This is a genomic window from Aminobacter sp. DSM 101952, from assembly GCF_001424795.1.
Taxonomy (GTDB): domain Bacteria; phylum Pseudomonadota; class Alphaproteobacteria; order Rhizobiales; family Rhizobiaceae; genus Aminobacter; species Aminobacter aganoensis.
The window spans coordinates 380,498-400,876 of sequence record NZ_LMCL01000001.1 but is presented as its reverse complement, the minus strand read 5'-3'; the positions used below and the strand labels follow the sequence as shown (position 1 = coordinate 400,876).

The window sequence follows — 20,379 nt, the reverse complement described above, 5'->3', positions numbered from 1 at the left end:
CCAAACGATACCCCCACCCCTAGCCCCTCCCCACAAGGGGGAGGGGGACCTTGTGGCACCGTCGCTCCGCGCCAAGCGTCGACGAAGTTGACGGCAACGGTGATGAAATCGTTCCCCTCCCCCTCGTGGGGAGGGGTTAGGGGTGGGGGTATCTCGTGCGTCACGTTCTTCGAATGAAGGCGGATCACTCCGCCTTCACCTCCATCATGCCGGTGGCCGTGCGCGCCGAATATTGCGGACGGTACATGTCCTCGACATTGGCGGCCGGGTGGGCATAGGTGCCCGGCGTGACCGCGCGCACGACATAGGCCAGCGTGAATTCCTGGTCGGCCCCTTCGCCGCTTTCCATGGCGGCGACGAAGCGGTCGTTGCGGAATTCGAGATGGGCGGCCTGGGTCTGCTCCAGCCACGAGAAGTTCGACAGGTTGGCGCTGTTGACCAGCCCCGGATTGTCGATCTCGAAGCCGGCCGGCAGCATGTCGGCCACCACCACGCGCGAGGGCCAGTCGTTGAGCTCGTTGATCTTGAGCACGACGACGAAACGCTCGTTCTGCCTGACCTCGGTCACGTTGGCTTCGCTGCCGTCCAGCCGGTAGTAGGTGCGCTCGATCGTAAAGCCGTCGCCGCCGGCGGGCAGGGGTTGGGCAGGTGCTGCGACCGTCGTCACCACGGCCTGCAGCGGGTCCCTGCCCTTGTTGGCGATGGTGATCGGATTGACCAGCAGGTCGGCGCCGTCGACGCGTTCGGAATAGGCGCCGCTGTGGGCGGCACCGTTGACGTCGAGCGAGATGGAGTCGTTGCCTGCCTTCAGCGCGCGCGCCGCAAGCAGCATCCAGGCGTCATCCTGGGTGCTGGTCCATTTGGCCGCGGCACGGTCGGCCGCCACCATCTTGACCAGTGCCGGCACCACCGAGGGCACGGGCTTGCTTTCGGCGGCGAGCGCCAGCATGGCGGCGCCGTCGCGCAGGCGCGAGCCATAGTCCGACCGGTACCAATTGTGGTCGGGCGTCGCCCTGGCCAGCTGCAGGGCAGCCGCGAAGGTCTGTTCCGAGCGTTGGCCGTCGCCGTAGAGTGCCAGGCTGGCGCCGAGCTGGGCCACCGCCATCGGGCTGGTGAAGGCCTCCAGCTTGGTGTCGGCGAAGTAGCGCAGGTCGCCGACCGACGCCTTCTTGTTGCGGGCCAGCACATAGAGCGCATAGGCGATCTCGGAGCCGCGGTCCTCGACGTCGACGTCATAGCCGATCGAGTTCTGCAGGTTGTTGAGCGCCTGCATCATCGCGCCCTGGGGGACGTCGAAGCTCTTTTCGCGTGCCCTGGTCAGGAAGTCGGTGACATAGGCGTCGAGCCAGAGGTCGCCGGAACCGGGCGACCACAGGCCGAAGCTGCCCGACGACGACTGGTAGTTCAGGACGCGGTAGATCGCGCCCTGGATGCGCTCCCGCAGCTCGGGGTCTTGGGCCATGCCGGCCTCGGTGGCGAGCTCGCTGACATAGAGCAGGGGCAGCGCACGGCTGGTGGTCTGCTCGGCGCAGCCGTAGGGATAGCGGTCGAGCGTCATCAACAGCGACGGCACGTCGAAGGCCGAGGACTGCGAGACGCCGACGCTGACATGGGCGCCTTCGAGCAGGCTGGCTGCCAGAAGCTCCCTGTCGATGCGCAGCGCGGCGTTGGGCTTGAGGTCGACCACCATGCGGGTCGTCACCGGCAGCTGGCCGGGCCGCACGGGGAAGGACAGCTCCTGTTCGACCGTCAGCCCCTCGGCATTGGCAAGCCGCACCGTCATCCCGGCGGTGCCGGACGTCACCGGCATCAGCGGAATCCTGACCGTCTGCCGTTTGCCGGGCTCCAGCGTCAGCTTCGGGGGCAGGGCGGTGGCGTCGGTGGACAGGTCGCCCGTCGTGTCGACCGACAGCGTGTAGTCGCCGGCCGGGGCATCGGTGTTGGTGATGTCGAGCGTCATCTCGGCGAAGTCGCCCGGTGCCATGAAACGCGGCATGCCGGCCGTCAGCACGATCGGATCGCGCACGATCACGTCGCCGGTGGCATGGCCGACGGCAGTCTTGGTCCAGGCGACGCTCATCACGCGCACGGTGCCGTTGAACTGCGGGATGTCGAAGTCGACGGTTGCCTTGCCCTCGGCATCGAGTTCGACGATGCCGGAGAAGAAGGCGACCAGCTTTTCCTTGGGCGGGCTGCCCTGCGAGGTCAGGGCGGCGCCGTCGCCGCCGGTGCGCAGCTTGCCCATGGCGCCCAGCGAGCCGTCGATCAGGCGTCCGTAGAGGTCGCGCAGTTCGAGGCCGAGCATGCGCTGGCCGAAATACCAGGTCTCGGGGTCCGGCGCCTTGTAGTTGGTGAGGTTGAGGATGCCGACATCGACGGCGGCAACCGTGACATAGGCCTTTTCACCCGCTGCGGCCCCCGTCACGGCAACCGGGATCGACAGCGTCTTGCGCGGCTCGGTCTTTTCCGGAAGCGTCAGCGCGACGGCAAGCTTCTTGTCGGCGGGATCGACCGACAGCCATTTCAGGCCGATGGCGCGGGCCGGCATGCGCGATTCCTGCGCTTCGCCGGGGCGATAGAGCGTGGCGGTGACGTAAGCGCCGGCACCCCAGTCCTCGCCGACGGGAATGTCGACGGTGGCACCGTCGGCCGGAACCGACGCGGTGATGGTCTTGACCAGCTTCTCGGCGCCGATGGTGACCAGGAGCTCGCCGGCGAAGCGCGGCGAGACCTTCAGCTTGGCCACTTCGCCCGCCGCGTAGGTTTCCTTGTCGAGCGCCACTTCTAGGCCGTCGGGCGTCTCGGTCGAGGTCGCCGAGACGTACCAGCCGGCATCGAACTCATAGCTCGTCGCCGGTCCGGCGGGGTCCGCTGTCTCGACTTCGAGGCGATAGCGGCCCCAGTCGACGGGCATCGCAACGCTCGCCTCGCCATTGGCGGTCAGGTCGACCTGGCCGGTGGCGACCGACTTGGTGAAGGTCACCGGCTCGTAGTTCCACGAATTGCCCGAGCGGTACCACTGGTAGTTCCGCTCGACCTTGACCAGCGACCACTGCGCGCCCTTGAGCTCTGCGCGCCTGCCATCGGGTTCGGCGGCGATCAGGCTGAACTTGGCCGTGCCGCCCTGCGGCACCTCCTCGCCGGAGAAGTCGGGGCGGATGCCGATCATCGTCGCCTGCGGGCGGATGCCGATGTCGAGCTTTTCCTCGACGGCGCGGCCACCGGTCTCGCGCATGCGCACCGTCAGCGCGGCGTTGACCAGCCTCGTGGTCGACGGCAACTGGTCGGCCCTAACAGGGAACGTCGCCTTGCCGTCGTCGCCGACTGCAGGCAGGTCGGTCAGCGGAATGCGGGTCGCTTCGCCTTCCTGCTCGTCGGCGAGGCCGAAATAGAAGCCCTTGAAGCTGGCCCACTGGCGTTTCGTCGACAGCGTCAGCTCGCCTTCCAGCGCCAGGCCCGCGGCGGGTGCGCCATACAGGAAGCGGCCGTCGACGGTGGCTTCGGCGGCTTCGCCGGCGGCGATCTCGCTGCGGTCGGCCGTCAGCATGAACTCGATGCGGTCGGGCACGAAGTCCTCGACCAGGAACATCTGGCTCGACACCGCCGGCTGCTTGGGATCGGTGTGGATGGCGAGCGTCCAGGTGCCGCGCATGGCGGCCGTCGACAAGGGCAGGTCTACGGCATGGCCGCCTGCCTTGCCGCCCTGGCTGACGACGCGCCGGTCCTCGACACCGTCGGGCCGGGTGAAGATGAAGGTCAGCGGCAGGTTGTCGACACCGTTGGCGGCATCGTCGCGGGCAAGGGCTGCCGCATGCACGGTCTCGCCGACGCGGTAGATGCCGCGTTCGGTCCAGGCAAAGACGTCGAGCGCGCCGGGTGCGGCGCGGCCAGTGACGCCGCGGTCGGACAGGTCGAAACCGGCACGGGTCATGTCGAGGAAGACGAAGTCGGCGTCGCCCTGCCTGGCCATCAGCACCGCCGGCGCCATGCCGCCATTGCCGCGGGTCAGGCCCGGGTTGAAGGTGGCGCGGCCCTCGGCGTCGGTCTTGCCCGTGCCCAGGATCTCGTTGTTGCGGGCCAGCAGCGTGAGTTCGGCGTCGGCGATCGGCCTGGCGGTGCCGAGCGAACGGGCAAACACGTTGAGCCCGTCCTGGCCGGTATAGGTCGACAACCCGATGTCGGAGACGACGAACCACTGCGTCGCCTTGGTCGCCCAGGTGTCGCTCTTGTCGTCGACCGGCTGGGCGGTCAGCACATAGACGCCGGGCTTGCGCTCGGGCAGCGCCTCGTCGACCGGGAAGGAGGTCGTCACTTCTTTGTTGAGCTCGTTGGCGATCGCCAGTTGGCCTTCCCAGACCGGCTCGCCCATCTGGTCGGCGATGGAGGACAGGTCGTAGCCGTCGAGCTGGCGCAGGAACTGGTAGCCGGAGAGGAGCTGCGCCAGCGAGCGGTCGCCGACGCGGTAGAGCTTCATCTGGGCCGCGTCCATGTTGACCGAGACGACCGGGATGCCGCGGCGGGCCGAGGCGGGCAGCACGAAGCTGTCGCCGGTGAAGCGGGCCGACTGGCCCCGGTCCTGGACGTAGACGGACAGCACGACCGGTGCTTCCAGCACCTCGCCGATCGCCGCCGGCAGGCCGGAACGGAAGCTGACGCGGTAATGCTTGCCGTGTTCGAGGCCCTCGACGCAGATCTGCTTGTCCTTGGCCTCGACGCTCTTGGGCCCGGCATCGTCGACGGTGACGAAGGGCGCGTAGTCGACGCCGGTCTTGACCAGCGCCTCGGAGAACTGGGCGCAGACGCGCGGCGAGGTGGTGTCGGCGTCGATCGAGTGCTCGACGACGCGGAAGCCCTTTCGCGCCTTCAGGTCTTCATATTCGGCGCGGATGGAAGCGGAGTTGTCGAGCGCCAGGCTCGCCTCGTAGGCCTGCAGGGACGGGCGGAACATGTCGCGCTTGTCGAGTCCGCGGGCGAGCAGCGCCAGGCTTTCGGCGCGGCTGGCGGCGGTGCGCGACAGCAGGTAGGCGTTGTAGGCACTCGCGGTGCCGTCGCGCTGCAGCACGCCGGTCTCCTCGCCATTGCTCGGCTGGACGCCGGTCACGGCGCGGGCGAGGCGGGTCCAGATGGCGGCGTCGTCCGGGAGGATGGCGACGGCCGCGCGGAACTTCTGCATCGCCGTGCGCGGATCGCCGGTCAGCAGCGCATTGTCGCCGGCGGCGGTGAGTGCCGCCAGCCCTTCCTCGCCGGCAGCCACCGAACCGTCGGTCAGGGCGGTTCGGTACTGGCGGGCCTCGTCGGCCATCGAGGCCGGGAAGAAGGACAGCTCGGCAGGCGCGCCGATGTCGGGATCACCGTTTACCGGAACGACCTTGCCGCCGACGGCGCCGGTGAACGGCTTGACGGTGGCGAAGTCGGATTTCAGGAAGCACCACTTCGCCTTGGTGTTGTAGGTGAAGGCGCGGCATTGCGAATCACCGAGGCACGAGGTCTTGCACTGGTCGAGCGTCAGGTTCTGCTCCGAGCGCAGGTCGAAGCCGAAGTAATCGCTGTTTTCGTTGGTCACGATGCGCCGCGGCTCGGCCGCCAGCGCTCCGAATGTCCAGGCCATAAAGAGAAGAACGAATACCGGAAAAGCACGCGCCGCACGCATCGTCATATCCTTCCAACACCCTCGTCGTCGCTTCACGCGACATGTTCAGGCTTGCCGCCGCACAGTCAATACGGCAGCCGCCGGGCGTGGCCCGGCGCGCTAAATTGCTTGTCATGGACGCTGTGCATGGATATTGCCCGGCCATGCGGATCGCCCCGATGAACACACCCGAATCCCTATCCCGGCTGTCATTCATTCGCCCAACCAATTCTGACATATCGATTGTGGCTGCTTTACGAAAACACAGAAACTTCATTCCAATTTTAGGATTGGAGGTTACGTTGGCTTGATGTTTGTGCGGCGTATGCGTGGAATCGACAGTCCAACCAGCGCTCGCGTGCTTTGGCGCGCGGGCATGGCAGCGCTGTTGTCTACCGCGATACTTGCCGCCGAAACGCACAAGGCCGCAGCCTTCGAAATCTTCGGAATCAGGCTCTGGGGCTCGGCCGAGGAAGATGATGCCGATGTCGTCGACCCGCTCGACTATGCCGTGACCTTCGAGGTCGCAGGCGACGACGACGACCTCACCAAGGCGCTCGAAAACGCATCCACTCTCAAGGGCGATGAAGAACGGCCGGTATCGGGCTCGCTCGGCCTGCTGGCCAAGGCGCGCAACGACCGCGAGCGGCTGATCGCAGCCCTGTTCTCCAAGGCGCGCTACGACGGCGTCGTCGACATCTCCATTGCCGGCAAGAAGCTCGACGACCTGCAACCCGATGCCGTGTTCGACGGGCCGCAGCCTGTTCCGGTCACCGTCTCGATCCAGCCCGGCTCCAAGTTCACCCTCGGCGACATCGTGCTCAAGGGCGATGCGGCCGGCATCATGGGCGCCGACTACGGCCTGATCGCAGGCGGCGACGCCGCGTCCGACGCGATCCTCAAGGCCGAGGCCGGCATCGTCCGCCGTCTCAAGGAAGAGGGCCGCCCGCTGGCCAAGGTCACGGGGCGGACCATCGTCGCCGACCACGCCACCACCACGCTCGACGTCACCCTCGATGTCGCCGCGGGCCCGATCGCCGGCTATGGCGAGACCACTGTCGAAGGCACCGAGACCGTCGACCGCGACTTCACCGTCTACATGACCGGCCTGGAACGCGGCCGGCAGTATTCGCCCAAGGAGATCGACGACGCGCGCAACCGGTTGCTGGCGCTCGAGGTCTTCAGCTCCGTGTCGATCAACGAGGCGCTGGCGCTCAACCCGGCCGGCGAAATCCCCATCGACGTCCGCGTCAGCGAACGCAAGATGCGCTATTTCGGCGCCGGCGCCACTTTCTCCAACACCGAAGGCGCGGGCATCGAAGGCTATTGGGGCCATCGCAACCTGTTCGGCCGGGCCGAAAAGCTGCGCATCGGCGGCTCGATCAGCCGCATCGGCGACACCACCGAGATCGGAAATCTCAACTACAATGCCGGCATCATGTTCGAGAAGCCGGGCGTCATCGGGCCAGCCTCGAAGTTCTTCGCCAACCTCAAGGCGGTGTCCGAGCACCCCGATGCCTATGACCGCTTCTCGATCGGGGGAAATGTCGGCCTGTCCTACGAACTGACCAAGGAGCAGACGGTCTCGGGCTCGCTGGCGGTCGACTATTCCGACATCGAGGACGTGCTCAATCCCGACGGCAAGCGCTACCTGCTGGTCAGCCTGCCGCTGCAATATGTCTATGACAACCGCGACGACAAGCTGAACCCGACGCGCGGCTTCCGCGCGCTCGCCTATGCCGAGCCGACCTACGACGCGCTCAACGGCAACATGTTCGTCAAGCTCAAGGGCGAGGGCTCGGCATATTACGGGCTCGGCGCCGACAACCGCTTTGTGCTCGCCGGCCGCGTCGCCATGGGCTCGATCCTCGGCGCCAGCCTCGAGGACGTGCCTGCCGACCGGCGCTTCTATGCAGGCGGCGGCGGTTCGGTGCGCGGCTATGCCTACCAGGGTATCGGCCCGCACACCGACGGCAAGCCCACCGGCGGCCTGTCCTATGCCGAGACCTCGATCGAGATGCGCTACGCCTACAACGACAAGATCGGCATCGTGCCGTTCATCGATGCGGGAACGGTTTCGACCAGCCAGTTCCCCGATTTCGCGAGCGTGAAGGTCGGCGCCGGCATCGGCCTTCGCTATCTCACGCCTTTCGGCCCGCTGCGCGTCGACGTGGCCGTGCCGCTCAATCCTGGTCCCGGCGACCCGAGCTACGGTATCTATGCCGGCGTCGGCCAGGCATTCTGACCACGATGGTTATGCTGAAGAAAATCCTGCGCCTCCTGTCCCTGGCGATTCTGGTCGTCCTGGCCCTCGTCATCGGCGCCGCGGCCGTCTTCACGCTGACCGCCAAAGGCCGTGAAAACCTCGCCGGGCTGATATCGTCGGTGGCCTCCAGCGACGAGCAGAAGATCAGGCTGAGCGGGCTGAACGGCATCTGGTCGGGCAATCTCCGGCTCGACAACGTGGTGATCGAAGACAGGGAAGGTGCCTGGCTTGCCCTGCGCGGCGTGTCGGTCGACTGGTCGCCGCTGGCGCTGTTGTCCTTCACTTTCCGCGCCGACCGCATCGCTGCCGAGCGCATCGAGGTGGCCCGGGCGCCGAAACCCGGCACTCAACCGGCGCAGCCGAGCAGCGGCGGCCTCTCACTGCCGGTCGCAATAGACATCAGGGACATCGACCTGCCCGAGATCGCGCTTGGCGAGGCGCTCGCCGGCACAGGCATCGCCGAACTCGCGGCCAAGGGCATGCTCAAGGCGGGCGGTTCGCCGCTCGGCATCGAGACCAGGCTCAACGTCGCGCGCAGCGACGGCAAGCAGGGCTCGGTCGATGCCGACATCGCCTTCGCGCCTGACGAGAACCGGCTGACGCTCAACGTCCGCGCCGCCGAGCCTGCCGGCGGCATCCTCGCCAACATCCTGAAGCTGCCCGACCAACCGGCGGTCGAACTGTTGGTGGCGGGCGAGGGACCACTGGCCGACTGGAGCGGCAACGGCACCTTCGCCGTCGGCGGCAATGTCGTCACGCGCATCTCCGGCACGCACCAACTGACCGACCGGGGCAATGTCGTCACCGCCAAGGGCGACGGCGCGTTCGAGGACTTCCTGCCGGCGATGCTCAAGCCGCTGCTGGCGGGCAACACCACTTTCGATATCGCGGGAACGCGCACCACGACCGGCGGCATTGACATTGAGCGGGCCACGGTCGCCAGCACGGCCCTGACGGCCACGGCCGCTGGCGCGCTCGACCCACAGGGTGCCGCCGACCTCGCGCTCGACGTCAAGGCGAATGAAGGGCCGATCGTGCTCAGCGTCGGCAGCGACGCCCAGCCCGTCACCGTCGCCATCAACGCTGCCAGCCTGCGCGCCCTGGGCGACGGCAAGGCGCCCGCGGTCGATTTCAGCGCTTCGCTGCTTTCGGTCATCGCCGGCAACACCGAACTGCGCGACATCGCAGCGTCCGCCCATTCCGACGCCTTCGACATCGCCAACCGCAGCGGACCCGTCCAGATCAAGCTCGGCGTGGCCGAGCTCAAGACTGATGTCGCCACGCTTGCGCCGCTGGTTGCCGGGCGGGTGTCGGTCGACATGGCCGGTTCGGTCAGCCAGACCGAAATCGCCGTCGACACGGGCATTATCCGCAGCGACGCGCTCAACGGCGAGATGAACGCCAAGCTCAACCTGGCCGACCTTGCACTCCAGCTCGGGCTCAAGGCCGACGTGGTGTCGAGCGCGCTGCCGGCGGGCGTCCGCATCGCGCTTGCCGAACGGACCCAGTTCTCGGCCACGGCCAGCCGCGATGCCGAGGGCGCCTTTGCCGCCAACGCCATCAAGCTGACCTCGGGCGCGCTGAAGGCGCAGGGAACGGCCCGCATGCAGGGCAGCGAGATCGACGCCGATCTCAAGGGCTCTTTCGCCGACGTCTCGCTGTTGTCCAAGGAAGCCAAGGGTGCCATCGACTTCGCGCTGACGGCCAAGGGCGCGCGCACCGCGCCCGACGTGTCATTGACGGTTACCAGCGACCGCATCGAGGCGGCAACGCGTGAAATCACCGGGCTGAACCTCAAGGCCACCGGCAAGGTCGATCCGGCCAATCCGGCGGCCAATGTCGCCCTGTCGGGCGACGTCGCAGGCCAGAAGCTGTCGGGCAGCGCCGTGCTCGCCACCGCCGACGGCAGCAGCCAGATCAAGGGCCTGTCGCTGTCGCTCGGCCAGAACAAGCTGGCGGGCGATCTCGTGCTCGACACGGGCTTCGTGCCGATCGGCACCATCAACATCGACATGCCCGACATCGGCCCGCTGGCAGCCCTTGCGCTGGAAACGGCCGAGGGCGACATCCGCGGCCGCATCGACTTCACCCGCAGCGGCGATGTCCCGCAGGTCAAGGTCGAGCTCAACACGGCGCAGCTCAAGCGCGGCGACCTCGCCGCCAATGCCGTCGCCGTCAACGCTGACGTGCTGAACTATCTCAAGGCGCCGGCGATCTCCGGCACGGTCAAGGCCAAGTCGGTGACCTCGGGCAAGACCGTTATTTCCGGCATCGACGTCGATCTCAAGCGCGATGGCGAATGGACCGGCTTCTCCGGCGGCGCGACCGTCGCCGACATTCCGGCCAGGGCTGCCGGCCGCCTCAAGGTCGGCGGCGTTACGACCACGATCGAACTGGCCTCGGGCGAAGCGACGATGCGCGGCATCAAGGCGGCCATTGCGCGTCCGACCACGGTTGCGATTGCCGGTGGCACGACGTCGCTCGACCGGCTGGCGCTAAACCTGGGCGGCGGCACGGCGACCATTTCAGGCACCGCCGGCTCTGCGCTCAATCTCAATGCAACGCTCGCCAACGTGCCGGCTTCGCTGGCCAACTCCTTCTCGCCTGGCCTCGGCGCCGCAGGTTCGATCTCGGGCACGGTCAAGGTGTCGGGCGCTGCCGCCAACCCGACCGTCGGCTACGACCTCAAGGTCGCGGGTGCGGCGACGTCTCAGACCACGGGTGCCGGCTTCGGGGCCATGAACATCGGCTCCACCGGTACGTTTGCGGGCGGCAAACTGACCTTCGAGTCGACCATCGGCGACGGCTCGGGCCTGGCGCTGAAGGGCGGCGGCACCGTCGTCACCAATACGCCGGTAGCGCTCGACCTCAATTTTGCGGGCCCCGTTCCATTCGCCTTCCTGACCCGCACGCTCGCCGCGCAGGGCATGCAACTGACCGGTGCCGCCGATGTCAATGTCCAGGTGCGCGGCCCGGCCACGTCGCCGGTCATCGGCGGCAGCGTCCGTTCGTCGGGCGCGCGGCTGCTGGTGGCGCAGTCGGGAATTGCCATCAACGACATCAATCTCGACGTCGGCATCGGCGCTGGTGTCGCGCGCATCAACCGCCTCACCGGCAATCTGTCGACCGGCGGCACTCTGACTGCCAGCGGCACGGTCGGCACCGAAGCCGCGCAGGGTTTCCCCGCCGACATCGCCATCAAGCTGACCGACGGCCGCTACACCGACGGCCGCGTGGTCACCGCCAATCTCGGTGGCGACATCGCCATCAAGGGGCCCTTGGTCTCGGCGCCGGTGCTGTCAGGCACCATCAATCTTGCCCGCACCGTCATCAGCATCCCCGAGAAATTCCCCGGCGCGCTGACTGCCGTCGACGTCAAGCACAAGAACGCGCCAAAAGCCGTCGTCGCCCAGCAGGAGGCGATGCGTCCGCCGGCCAAGGCCAGCGGCGGCAGCGGTGCGCTGACGCTCGACGTCACCGTCAATGCGCCGAACCAGATATTCGTCCAGGGCCGTGGCCTCGACGCCGAGCTCGGCGGCTCGCTGCGGCTGACCGGTTCGTCGGCGTCGCCGCAGGCCGTCGGACAGTTCACGCTGCGGCGCGGCCGGCTTTCGATCCTTGGCAAACGGCTCAATTTCACCGAAGGCTCGGTCGGCTTCTCCGGCTCGCTGGTGCCGACGATCAACTTCGCCGCCGAGACGACGGCCGGCGACGCCACCGTCACCATCCGCATCACCGGCGAGGCCAACAATCCGAAATTCGCCTTCTCCTCGGTGCCGGCCCTGCCGGAGGACGAGGTGCTGGCGCGGCTGATCTTCGGCCGGTCGATGTCGAACCTGTCGCCGCTGCAGATCGCCCAGCTCGCCGACGCGGCAGCGCAGATGGCCGGCATCGGCGGCACGACCTCGCTGCTGTCCAGCCTGCGTGCCACGCTCGGGGTCGACGACCTCGACATCCGCACCAACGAGCAGGGCGGAACGTCGGTCGCCGTCGGCAAGTACCTGAACGACCGCACCTATCTCTCCATCGAGAAGGGCGACCAGCCCGGTTCGGGCAAGGCCACGATCGATCTCAACATCGGCCGTGGCGTCAAGCTGCGTGGCCAGGCCACCGATGGCGGCGAAGCCAAGGGCGGCATCTTCTACGAACGCGAATACTGATCGCGGCGACGCTGCCGGCTGACATCATCGACAATGTGTAGTGGCACTGTCGGCGATTGTGGGGGCATGAGCAAATTAGTAACGGCGAAGATTTCCGGGAATCCGGCGCGCACTACCATTTTTGCGCCAACTCTGTCGCTATCACGCGAACTGCACCCGTCTCAAAATTGCATCCTTGGACCTGGGAACGACGACATCCACCCGTTTTGACAACGGCAATCGGATGCGAAATGGTAACGTTACAGGCCAATTCAATGGGAGACGGAAATGACATTCTACAAGAGCAACTCTGATCTTGTTCCCGGCCACATCCGTGAGCTGGCGAATGCCGTTGTCGACGGCAAGATGGACCGTCGCGAATTCCTCGCGATGGCGACGACCTTCGGCGCCTCTGCCGCGATGGCCTATGGCATGATCGGTCTCGCCGTGCCGACCGAGGCGCACGCCCAGGAAGCCAAGAAGGGCGGCGTGCTGAAAGTCGCGCAGTGGATCAAGGATCCCAAGGATCCGCGCAAGGCGGACTGGTCCGAGATCGCCAATGCCGAGCGCCAGGCGATCGAGCCGCTGGTCAAGTACACCGACAAATACACCTTCGAGCCCTATCTGCTCGCGAGCTGGGAAGTGAACGACACCGCCACCGAATATGTCCTGCACGTCCGCCCCGGCGTGACCTGGAGCAATGGCGATGCGTTCAACGCCGACGACGTGATCTTCAACATCACCCGCTGGGCCGACAAGAGCGCCGAAGGCAATTCGATGCCCGGCCGCCTCGGCACGCTGGTCGACGAAAAGACCGGCAAGCTGCGCGAAGGCTCGGTCGAGAAGGTCGACGACATGACGGTCAAGCTCAAGCTGACCTCGTCGGACATCTCGATCATCCCGAACATGACCGACTATCCCGGCCTGATCGTGCACCGTACCTTCGACGAGAAGGGCGGCGACTTCGCTGCCTGCCCGATCGGCACCGGTCCGTTCGAGCTGGTCTCCTACGACGTCGGCCAGAAGGTCGTCTACAAGCGCCGCGAAGACAACAAGTGGTGGAACGGCGAGGTCTATCTCGACGGCGTCGAGCTGATCGACTACGGCACCGATCCGGCCGCCATGGTCAGCGCCTTCGAGGCCAACGAGGTCCATACCAACTTCGAGACCTCGGCCGACTACGTCTCGATCCTCGACGGTCTCGACCTGGTGAAGTCGGAAGTCGTCACCGCAGCGACCATCGTTGCCCGCACCAACGTCGCCAACAAGCCCTATGATGACCAGAAGGTTCGGCAGGCGCTGCACAAGGCCGTCGACAATGCGGTGGTGCTGCAGCTCGGCTACGGCAACGCCGGCGCGGTCGCCGAAAACCACCACGTCGCGCCGATCCATCCGGAATATTTCGAGCTGCCGAAGCAGACCCGCGACATCGAGGCAGCCAAGAAGCTGATGGCCGAAGCCGGCCAGGCCGACTTCGAGCACGAGCTGATCACCGTCGACGAAGACTGGCACAAGAACACCGGCGACGCCATCGCCGCCCAGCTGCGCGAGGCCGGCATCAAGGTCAAGCGCACCGTCCTGCCGGGCTCGACCTTCTGGAACGACTGGACCAAGTATCCGTTCTCGATGACCAACTGGAACATGCGCCCGCTCGGCGTGCAGGTCCTGGCGCTTGCCTATCGCACCGGCGAGGCGTGGAACGAAAGCGCCTGGTCGAACCCGGAATGGGACAAGAAGCTCAACGCGGCACTCGCGGTTGCCGACGTCGCCCAGCGCAAGGAAATGATGAAGGACATCGAGCAGACGCTGCAGGATGCCGGCATCATCATCCAGCCGTACTGGCGCAAGCTCTACAACCACTCGGTCGCTGCGGTGAAGGGCGGCGGCATGCACCCGACCTTCGAGCACGACTACGGCAAGGTGTGGCTCGACGAGGCGTAAGCCTGGGCCGCACATCGGGGAGGGGTGGACGACACCCCTCCACCCTTCCGCGACAGGGTTGACTGCCACGGACCCCAAACCCACAAAGGCAGGGGACGCCAATGCTATCCTTCGTAATGCGCCGCCTCGGCACCATGGTCCTGACCATGCTGTGCCTGACGCTGGTGGTGTTCTTCCTCATCAATCTCGAGCCCAATCTGAAGAAGCTGGCGATCAGCCAGACCGAGATGCGTACCACCGCCGAGCAGCTCGAAAGCTGGCTGCAGCGTAACGGCTACCGTCAGAACTTCTTCATCCGCTACGGCCAGTGGCTCGGCGTCGTCCAGAAGCAGCCCAACATCGACCCGGCCACCGGCCAGGCGGTGCCGCGGTTCCGTTTCTGCAACGAGCCGGCGGTGCCGACCTATTCCGGCGTCCTGCAGGGCGATTTCGGCTGCTCGACCAAGTTCAAGACCAAGGTCTCGACGAAGCTGTTCCCGGCGCTTGGCTCCACCGGCATCCTGATGTTCTGGGTGCTGGTCACCATGGTGCCCATATCGCTGCTGATCGGCATTCTCGCCGGCATGCGCGAGGGCTCGCGCACCGACCGGACATTATCGGTCGCCTCGATCGCGACGACCGCGACGCCCGAATACGTCTCGGGCGTCATCTTCACCGTCATCTTCGCCTCTTGGCTCGGCTGGCTCAACGGCTCGGCGGCGTCGGCCAGCCAGGGCATCACCTTCTACAATTTCACCTTGCCGGTGATGACGCTGGCCATCTACGGCATCGGCTACATCGCCCGCATGACGCGTGCCTCGATGGTCGAGGTGATGACCCAGCAATACATCCGCACGGCGCGGCTGAAGGGCCTGTCCTTCGGCAATGTCGTGGTCAAGCATGCGCTGCGCAACGCGCTGATCGCGCCGTTCACGGTCATCATGCTGCAGTTCCCGTGGCTGCTCACCGGCGTCGTCATCGTCGAGGTGATGTTCCGCTACCAGGGTTTTGGCTACACGCTGGTCGAGGCTGCCGGCAACAACGACATCGACCTCCTGCTCGGCTGTTCGCTGGTCTCCGTCTTCATCGTGCTGATCACCCAGCTGATCTCCGATGTCGGCTACGCCTACCTCAATCCACGCATCCGCGTTCAGTAGGGAGACGGCCGCATGCAGATCGAATTCATCGGCGCCTTCCAGGTCTTCCTGGGCGTACTCGCCCGCTTCTGGCCGGTGTGGCTGGCGATGGCCATCGTGCTGGTCGCCAGCTTCAACTTCCGCAAGCATCTCGGCCTCTACGGCCAGCTCTTCGACAGCGGCGTCGGCATTGCCGGCGTTTCGATCTGCTTTTTCTGGCTGTTCACGGCGATTTTCGCCGCCCAGGTGGCGCCGTTCGACCCGCTCGCCCAGATCCCGATCATGAAGGACGCACTGCCCGGCGCCATCGAGCCGGCCTCCAAGCAGGTCTACCTGTTCGGCGGCGACAAGCTCTCCCGCGACGTGTTCTCGCGCATGGTCTTCGGTAGCCAGATCGTGCTGATCATCGCGCCCGCGGCAACCGCCTTCGCGCTGATGGTCGGCATCACGCTCGGCCTGCCGGCGGGCTATTATGGCGGGCGGATCGACTCGTTCCTGTCGTTCCTCGCCAACCTGGTCCTGGCCTTCCCGGTCATCCTGCTGTTCTACCTGCTGGTCACACCCGGCATCATGGACACGCCGATCCCCTATGCCATGGCCGGCGTCTTCTTCCTGTTTCCGATCATCTTCTTTTCGGTGCTGTTCTACACCCGCTTCAAGAGCCGGCCCGAACGCATCTACCTGCTGCTCGGCCTGACGCTGCTGCTCGGCGGCTGGGTCTATGTCGGCCTCGTCTTCGACGCCGACCCGCTCGGCATCATCTCGATCGACCCCAACCAGCTCAACATCTTCGTCGCCGTCGTCTTCGCCTCCAGCCCCGGCGTGTTCCGCATCGTGCGGGGTCTCACCATGGACATCAAGACGCGCGACTACGTTGCCGCCGCCCAGACCCGCGGCGAGAGCCCGTGGTACATCATGCTGTGGGAAATCCTGCCCAACGCACGCGGGCCGCTGATCGTCGATGCCTGCCTGCGCATCGGCTACACCACCATCCTGCTCGGCACGCTCGGCTATTTCGGCCTCGGCCTGGCGCCTGAAAGCCCCGACTGGGGCACCGCGATCAAGGATGCCAGCCGCCTGCTGCGCTCCTTCATTCACCCGGCACTGCCGCCGACAATTGCGCTGATGTCCTTCGTGCTCGGCCTCAACCTTCTGGCCGACGCGCTGCGCGAACAATCGATGAAGGACTGATGGAGGCTCCCATGAACGAGACCGTCAGAAACGCCGCCGCCGAACCGATCATCGAGATCGAGAACCTGTCGATCTCGTTCTTCACCCGGCGCGGCGAAATTCCCGCGGTGATGGACTTTTCCTGCACCGTCATGCCGGGCGAGGCGATGGGCATCGTCGGCGAGAGCGGCTGCGGCAAGTCGACCGTGTCGCTCGGCATCATGCGCGACCTTTCCAACATCGGAAAGATCGTCGGCGGCCGCATCAAGTTCCAGGGCAAGGACATGGGCGACATGTCCGACGAGGAGCTGCGCTCCATCCGCGGCAACAAGATCGCCATGATCTACCAGGAGCCGATGGCGAGCCTGAACCCGGCGATGAAGGTCGGCCAGCAGCTGATGGAAGTGCCGATGATCCACGACAAGGTGTCGAAGGAGGAGGCCTACACACGCGCGCTCGAAATGGTCCGCTCGGTCAAGCTGCCCGACCCCGAGCGGATGATGCGTTCCTTCCCGCACCAGCTCTCCGGCGGCCAGCAGCAGCGCATCGTCATCGCCATGGCGCTGTTGTCCAAGCCCGCACTGCTCCTGCTCGACGAGCCGACGACGGCGCTCGACGTCACCGTCGAGGCCGGCATCGTCCAGCTGGTCAAGGGGCTCGGCAAGCAGTTCGGCACCTCGATGATCTTCGTGTCGCACAATCTCGGCCTGATCCTCGAGACCTGCGACCGCATCACGGTGATGTATTCGGGCGAGGCGGTCGAGACCGGCTCGATCAAGGACGTGTTCGACCGGATGCGCCATCCCTATACGCAAGGGCTGTTCCGTTCGATCCCGTTGCCCGGCGCCGACAAGAATTCGCGGCCTCTGGTCGCCATTCCCGGCCAGCTGCCGCTGCCGCATCAGCGTCCCAAAGGCTGCAATTTCGGCCCGCGCTGCCACCACTTCGTCGAGGGGCTGTGCAACGCCGACGAGATCCCGATGATCCCGGTCGCCGGCCATGCCGGGCATTTCAGCCGCTGCGTGCGCTTCAACGAGATCGACTGGGCGGCCATGCCGCCGGGTGCCGAAAAGAAGCACGAGCCGGTCAAGCCGGGGGCCCCGGTGCTCAAGATCGACGACCTCAGGAAATACTACCGCGTCGGCGGCAGCGAGGTCTTCGGCTCGAGCGAGGGCAGGGTGGTCAAGGCCAACGAGACCATCAGCTTCGAGGCGCGCGAATCCGAGACCGTCGCCATCGTCGGCGAGAGCGGCTGCGGCAAGTCCACGCTCGCCAAGGTACTGCTCGGGCTCGAGACGGCCAGCTCCGGCAAGGTGCTGCTCGGCAACAAGGAAATCCAGTCGACCGGCATCGAGGGGCGCGACGTCGGTACCGTGTCGGCGATCCAGATGGTGTTCCAGAACCCCTTCGACACGCTCAACCCGAGCCATTCGGTCGGTTCGCAGATCATCCGCACGCTGGAAAAATTCAAGATCGGCAAGACCGCCGGCGACCGCAAGCAGCGCATGCTGGAGCTGCTCGACCTCGTCAAACTCCCCCGCGCGTTCGCCGAGCGCATGCCGCGCCAGCTCTCCGGCGGGCAGAAGCAGCGCATCGGCGTCGCCCGCGCCTTCGCCGGCCAGGCCAGGGTGGTGGTGGCCGATGAGCCGGTGTCGGCGCTCGACGTCTCCGTCCAGGCCGCGGTCACCGAACTTTTGATGGACATCCAGCGCAAGTCGAAGACGACGATGCTGTTCATCAGCCACGACCTTTCGGTGGTGCGCTACATCGCCGACCGCGTCGTCGTCATGTATCTCGGCCACATCGTCGAGCAGGGCACGACCGACCAGATCTTCTCGCCGCCCTACCATCCCTATACCGAGGCGCTGCTGTCGGCGATCCCGATCGCCGATACGTCAGTGGTGAAGAAGCACATCGTGCTGGAGGGCGACATTCCTTCGGCCATGAACCCGCCTACAGGCTGTCCGTTCCAGACCCGCTGCCGCTACAAGAGCCAGGTCCCGGGCAATCTCTGCGAGACCCAGGTTCCGCCCGTGCGCGAGCTTGGCGGCGGCCACCAGATCAAGTGCCACCTGCCGCCCAGCGCCTTCGACGCCATGGAACCGGTCATCAGCCTCGGCAAGGGCGGCGCGCATGACGTGACGCCGGAGGGGTGAGGCGGAGAGCTGCTGTTCCTCAACATTTCGGCAATCTCGATTCGGTTCGGGAGCGTCTATCCTTTAGGCTGAGCCACAAGAGGTGTGGTATCCGCATGCAGTCCTAGGGGGATCAATGGGAGAAGAGACAAGGATCTGGGACCATGAAATTGCCGACTTTGGGCGGCGGTCCATCCCGTTCCTATCCTCCAACGGGCCTTACTCTATCGAGGTTGACCAAGCCAATCAGGACGAGATTCATGTCCTGTTCGAAGGGCAGCGGCTGGTGTGGCACGTCTTTTGCAAGAGCGTGCGGGACGGCCTGTTCAGACTGCAAGGCATGACCGGGGGTGCCGGCGATCCCTACAAGGACGGAGGGGACTGGTTCGAACTCGTGCTCAGTTCTCCAGCCGTCCTGCGATATTGGGGCGATCGGGTTCTTGTCCACGAGGACCACGAAATGCTTGCGTGAGGCGGGGAGGCTTATCCTCGCTGTTGCGTTGATTTTCCGCCATGCCGGCCGTCGCTTCGGGAGGGGCATATGCTGTTTCGCCCATGGGTTCAGTGTTCTGCGCTCCCTCGTCTTGGACTGTAGCTCCAGCTTCGTCGTTACGGCATAGACACAGTTGCCATGCCGTGAAATAGCAGTTGCGGCTGCGGTGCAGAATGGCCCGCCTGCCACGCGCAGACTGTCACCATCTGTCAGCAACCAGCGTGGACAAACCGCGACCGTTTTTCCACACCCTCTCCACCTCCCGTATCATCCTCCTCGCGATCTTCCACGGGACCCCGGTGCGCACCGGGCATCGGGGGGAAGCGCCGGTGCCGGGCTGGCGGGAGGTCGGTTCTCCTCGCTGGGTGATGAGCCCCCAAGCCCGGGCCTTGCGGCGGCTGGCGGTGCCAAGGCACTGAGGCGACTGAGCGGGGCAAGCAGCCGAGCGGGGCGCGAAGGATGGGATGACGGGCACTGCGCGTGCCCTGCCTTCTCCCACAAGGGGAGAAGGCAGCAAGGCGCACCGCTCCGCCTACTTCACCGGCGCCAGCAAGGCGAAATGCGCGCCCTGCGGGTCCTGGCATTGCACGATCCACTGGCCGCCGGGTACCTGCATCGGGCCCATCAGCGCCTTGCCGCCATTGTCGGTGACACGCTTGGTGGCGGCGTCGATTGCGGGGACGTTGAAGTAGAACAGCCAGACCGGTACCGGTATCTGCGCGGGCTTGTTCATCATGCCGCCGATCATGCCGGCTCCGGCGTTGAACATCTGGTAGATGCCCATGTCGCCCATGTCGAACTGGTCGTCCTTGCCCCAGCCGAACTGACCGGAGTAGAAATCGAGCGCCTTCTGCCAGTCGGTGGTGAACAGTTCGTGCCAGCCGACATTTCCCGGCGTGTCCAGCGGCATTGCAGGCTGATCCGGGCCATTCGGCTGCAGGAACATGAAGGTCGCGCCTTGCGGATCGGCGACGACAGCGAAGCGGCCGACGCCGGGGATGTCGTCGGGTGCCCGGTGGACGGCGCCGCCGGCCTTGGTCAGCGAGGCCACGGAGGCATCGACGTCTCCGGTGTGGATATAGCCGAGCCAGGCGGGCGGCATGCCCATCTTCCTGGCGTCGTCGGGCAGGGTCATCAGCCCGCCGACACCGCGGTCGCCGGCATTGACCACGATGTAGCGCGGCATGCCCGGCGTCTTGTCGAAGGGCTCGGCGCGCCAGCCGACGACGGCTGTGTAGAAGGCCTCGGCGGCGTCGAGGTCGGTCGTCATCAGTTCGTACCAGAAGAAGGATTGCGGGGTGTGGGGCATGATGTGGCTCCCTTGCATGACTGCCGTCCATCGCCGGCATTCGGGTGGCGCCGGTGACGCAGCGGAACCATCATAGGACGCCGACCCGGACGGAATTCCGACAGCATCGCGAAATTTACTGCGGTGCAGCAAACATTTGATGCAAATCATGACTGTGAAAGTCATGTTATTTTTGCGTGTTT

The 20,379-nt window shown here is 65.9% G+C and carries 9 protein-coding genes; 7 read left to right on the top strand and 2 right to left on the bottom strand.

The features are described 5' to 3' along the window. Positions 1-184 precede the first annotated feature (184 nt). Entirely contained in the window at positions 185-5,656 is a 5,472-nt protein-coding gene (locus ASC75_RS01910) for an alpha-2-macroglobulin family protein (protein WP_055969913.1), read from the bottom strand. A gap of 349 nt (positions 5,657-6,005) precedes the next feature. Here ASC75_RS01910 and ASC75_RS01905 point away from each other — a divergent pair, with 349 nt between their 5' ends. The 7 genes from ASC75_RS01905 to ASC75_RS01875 all read left to right on the top strand — a co-directional run bounded on the left by ASC75_RS01905 (position 6,006) and on the right by ASC75_RS01875 (position 18,867). Next, positions 6,006-7,874, top strand: coding sequence for an autotransporter assembly complex family protein (locus ASC75_RS01905; RefSeq protein ID WP_244487729.1), 1,869 nt, complete (start codon positions 6,006-6,008; stop codon positions 7,872-7,874). Positions 7,875-7,879: 5 nt separating this feature from the next. After that, positions 7,880-12,055, top strand: a complete 4,176-nt coding sequence (locus ASC75_RS01900) for a translocation/assembly module TamB domain-containing protein (protein WP_082496345.1) — start codon at positions 7,880-7,882, stop codon at positions 12,053-12,055. A gap of 267 nt (positions 12,056-12,322) precedes the next feature. Continuing rightward, a complete protein-coding gene (locus ASC75_RS01895; protein WP_055969904.1) occupies positions 12,323-13,975 on the top strand; it encodes an ABC transporter substrate-binding protein in 1,653 nt (550 codons plus the stop codon). A 101-nt stretch (positions 13,976-14,076) separates the two neighbouring features. Beyond that, positions 14,077-15,111, top strand: a complete 1,035-nt coding sequence (locus tag ASC75_RS01890) for an ABC transporter permease (RefSeq protein ID WP_156381062.1) — start codon at positions 14,077-14,079, stop codon at positions 15,109-15,111. A gap of 12 nt (positions 15,112-15,123) precedes the next feature. Then, complete coding sequence (locus ASC75_RS01885) at positions 15,124-16,281, top strand: ABC transporter permease (protein WP_055969901.1); 1,158 nt, start codon at positions 15,124-15,126, stop codon at positions 16,279-16,281. A gap of 11 nt (positions 16,282-16,292) precedes the next feature. Beyond that, entirely contained in the window at positions 16,293-18,416 is a 2,124-nt protein-coding gene (locus tag ASC75_RS01880; RefSeq protein WP_055970614.1) for an ABC transporter ATP-binding protein, read from the top strand. A gap of 115 nt (positions 18,417-18,531) precedes the next feature. Next, entirely contained in the window at positions 18,532-18,867 is a 336-nt protein-coding gene (locus tag ASC75_RS01875; RefSeq protein WP_055969898.1) for a hypothetical protein, read from the top strand. A 553-nt stretch (positions 18,868-19,420) separates the two neighbouring features. Here ASC75_RS01875 and ASC75_RS01870 read toward each other — a convergent pair. Further along, positions 19,421-20,197 (bottom strand): VOC family protein, encoded by a 777-nt coding sequence (locus tag ASC75_RS01870; RefSeq protein ID WP_055969895.1) that lies wholly within the window; start codon positions 20,195-20,197, stop codon positions 19,421-19,423. Positions 20,198-20,379 lie beyond the last annotated feature (182 nt).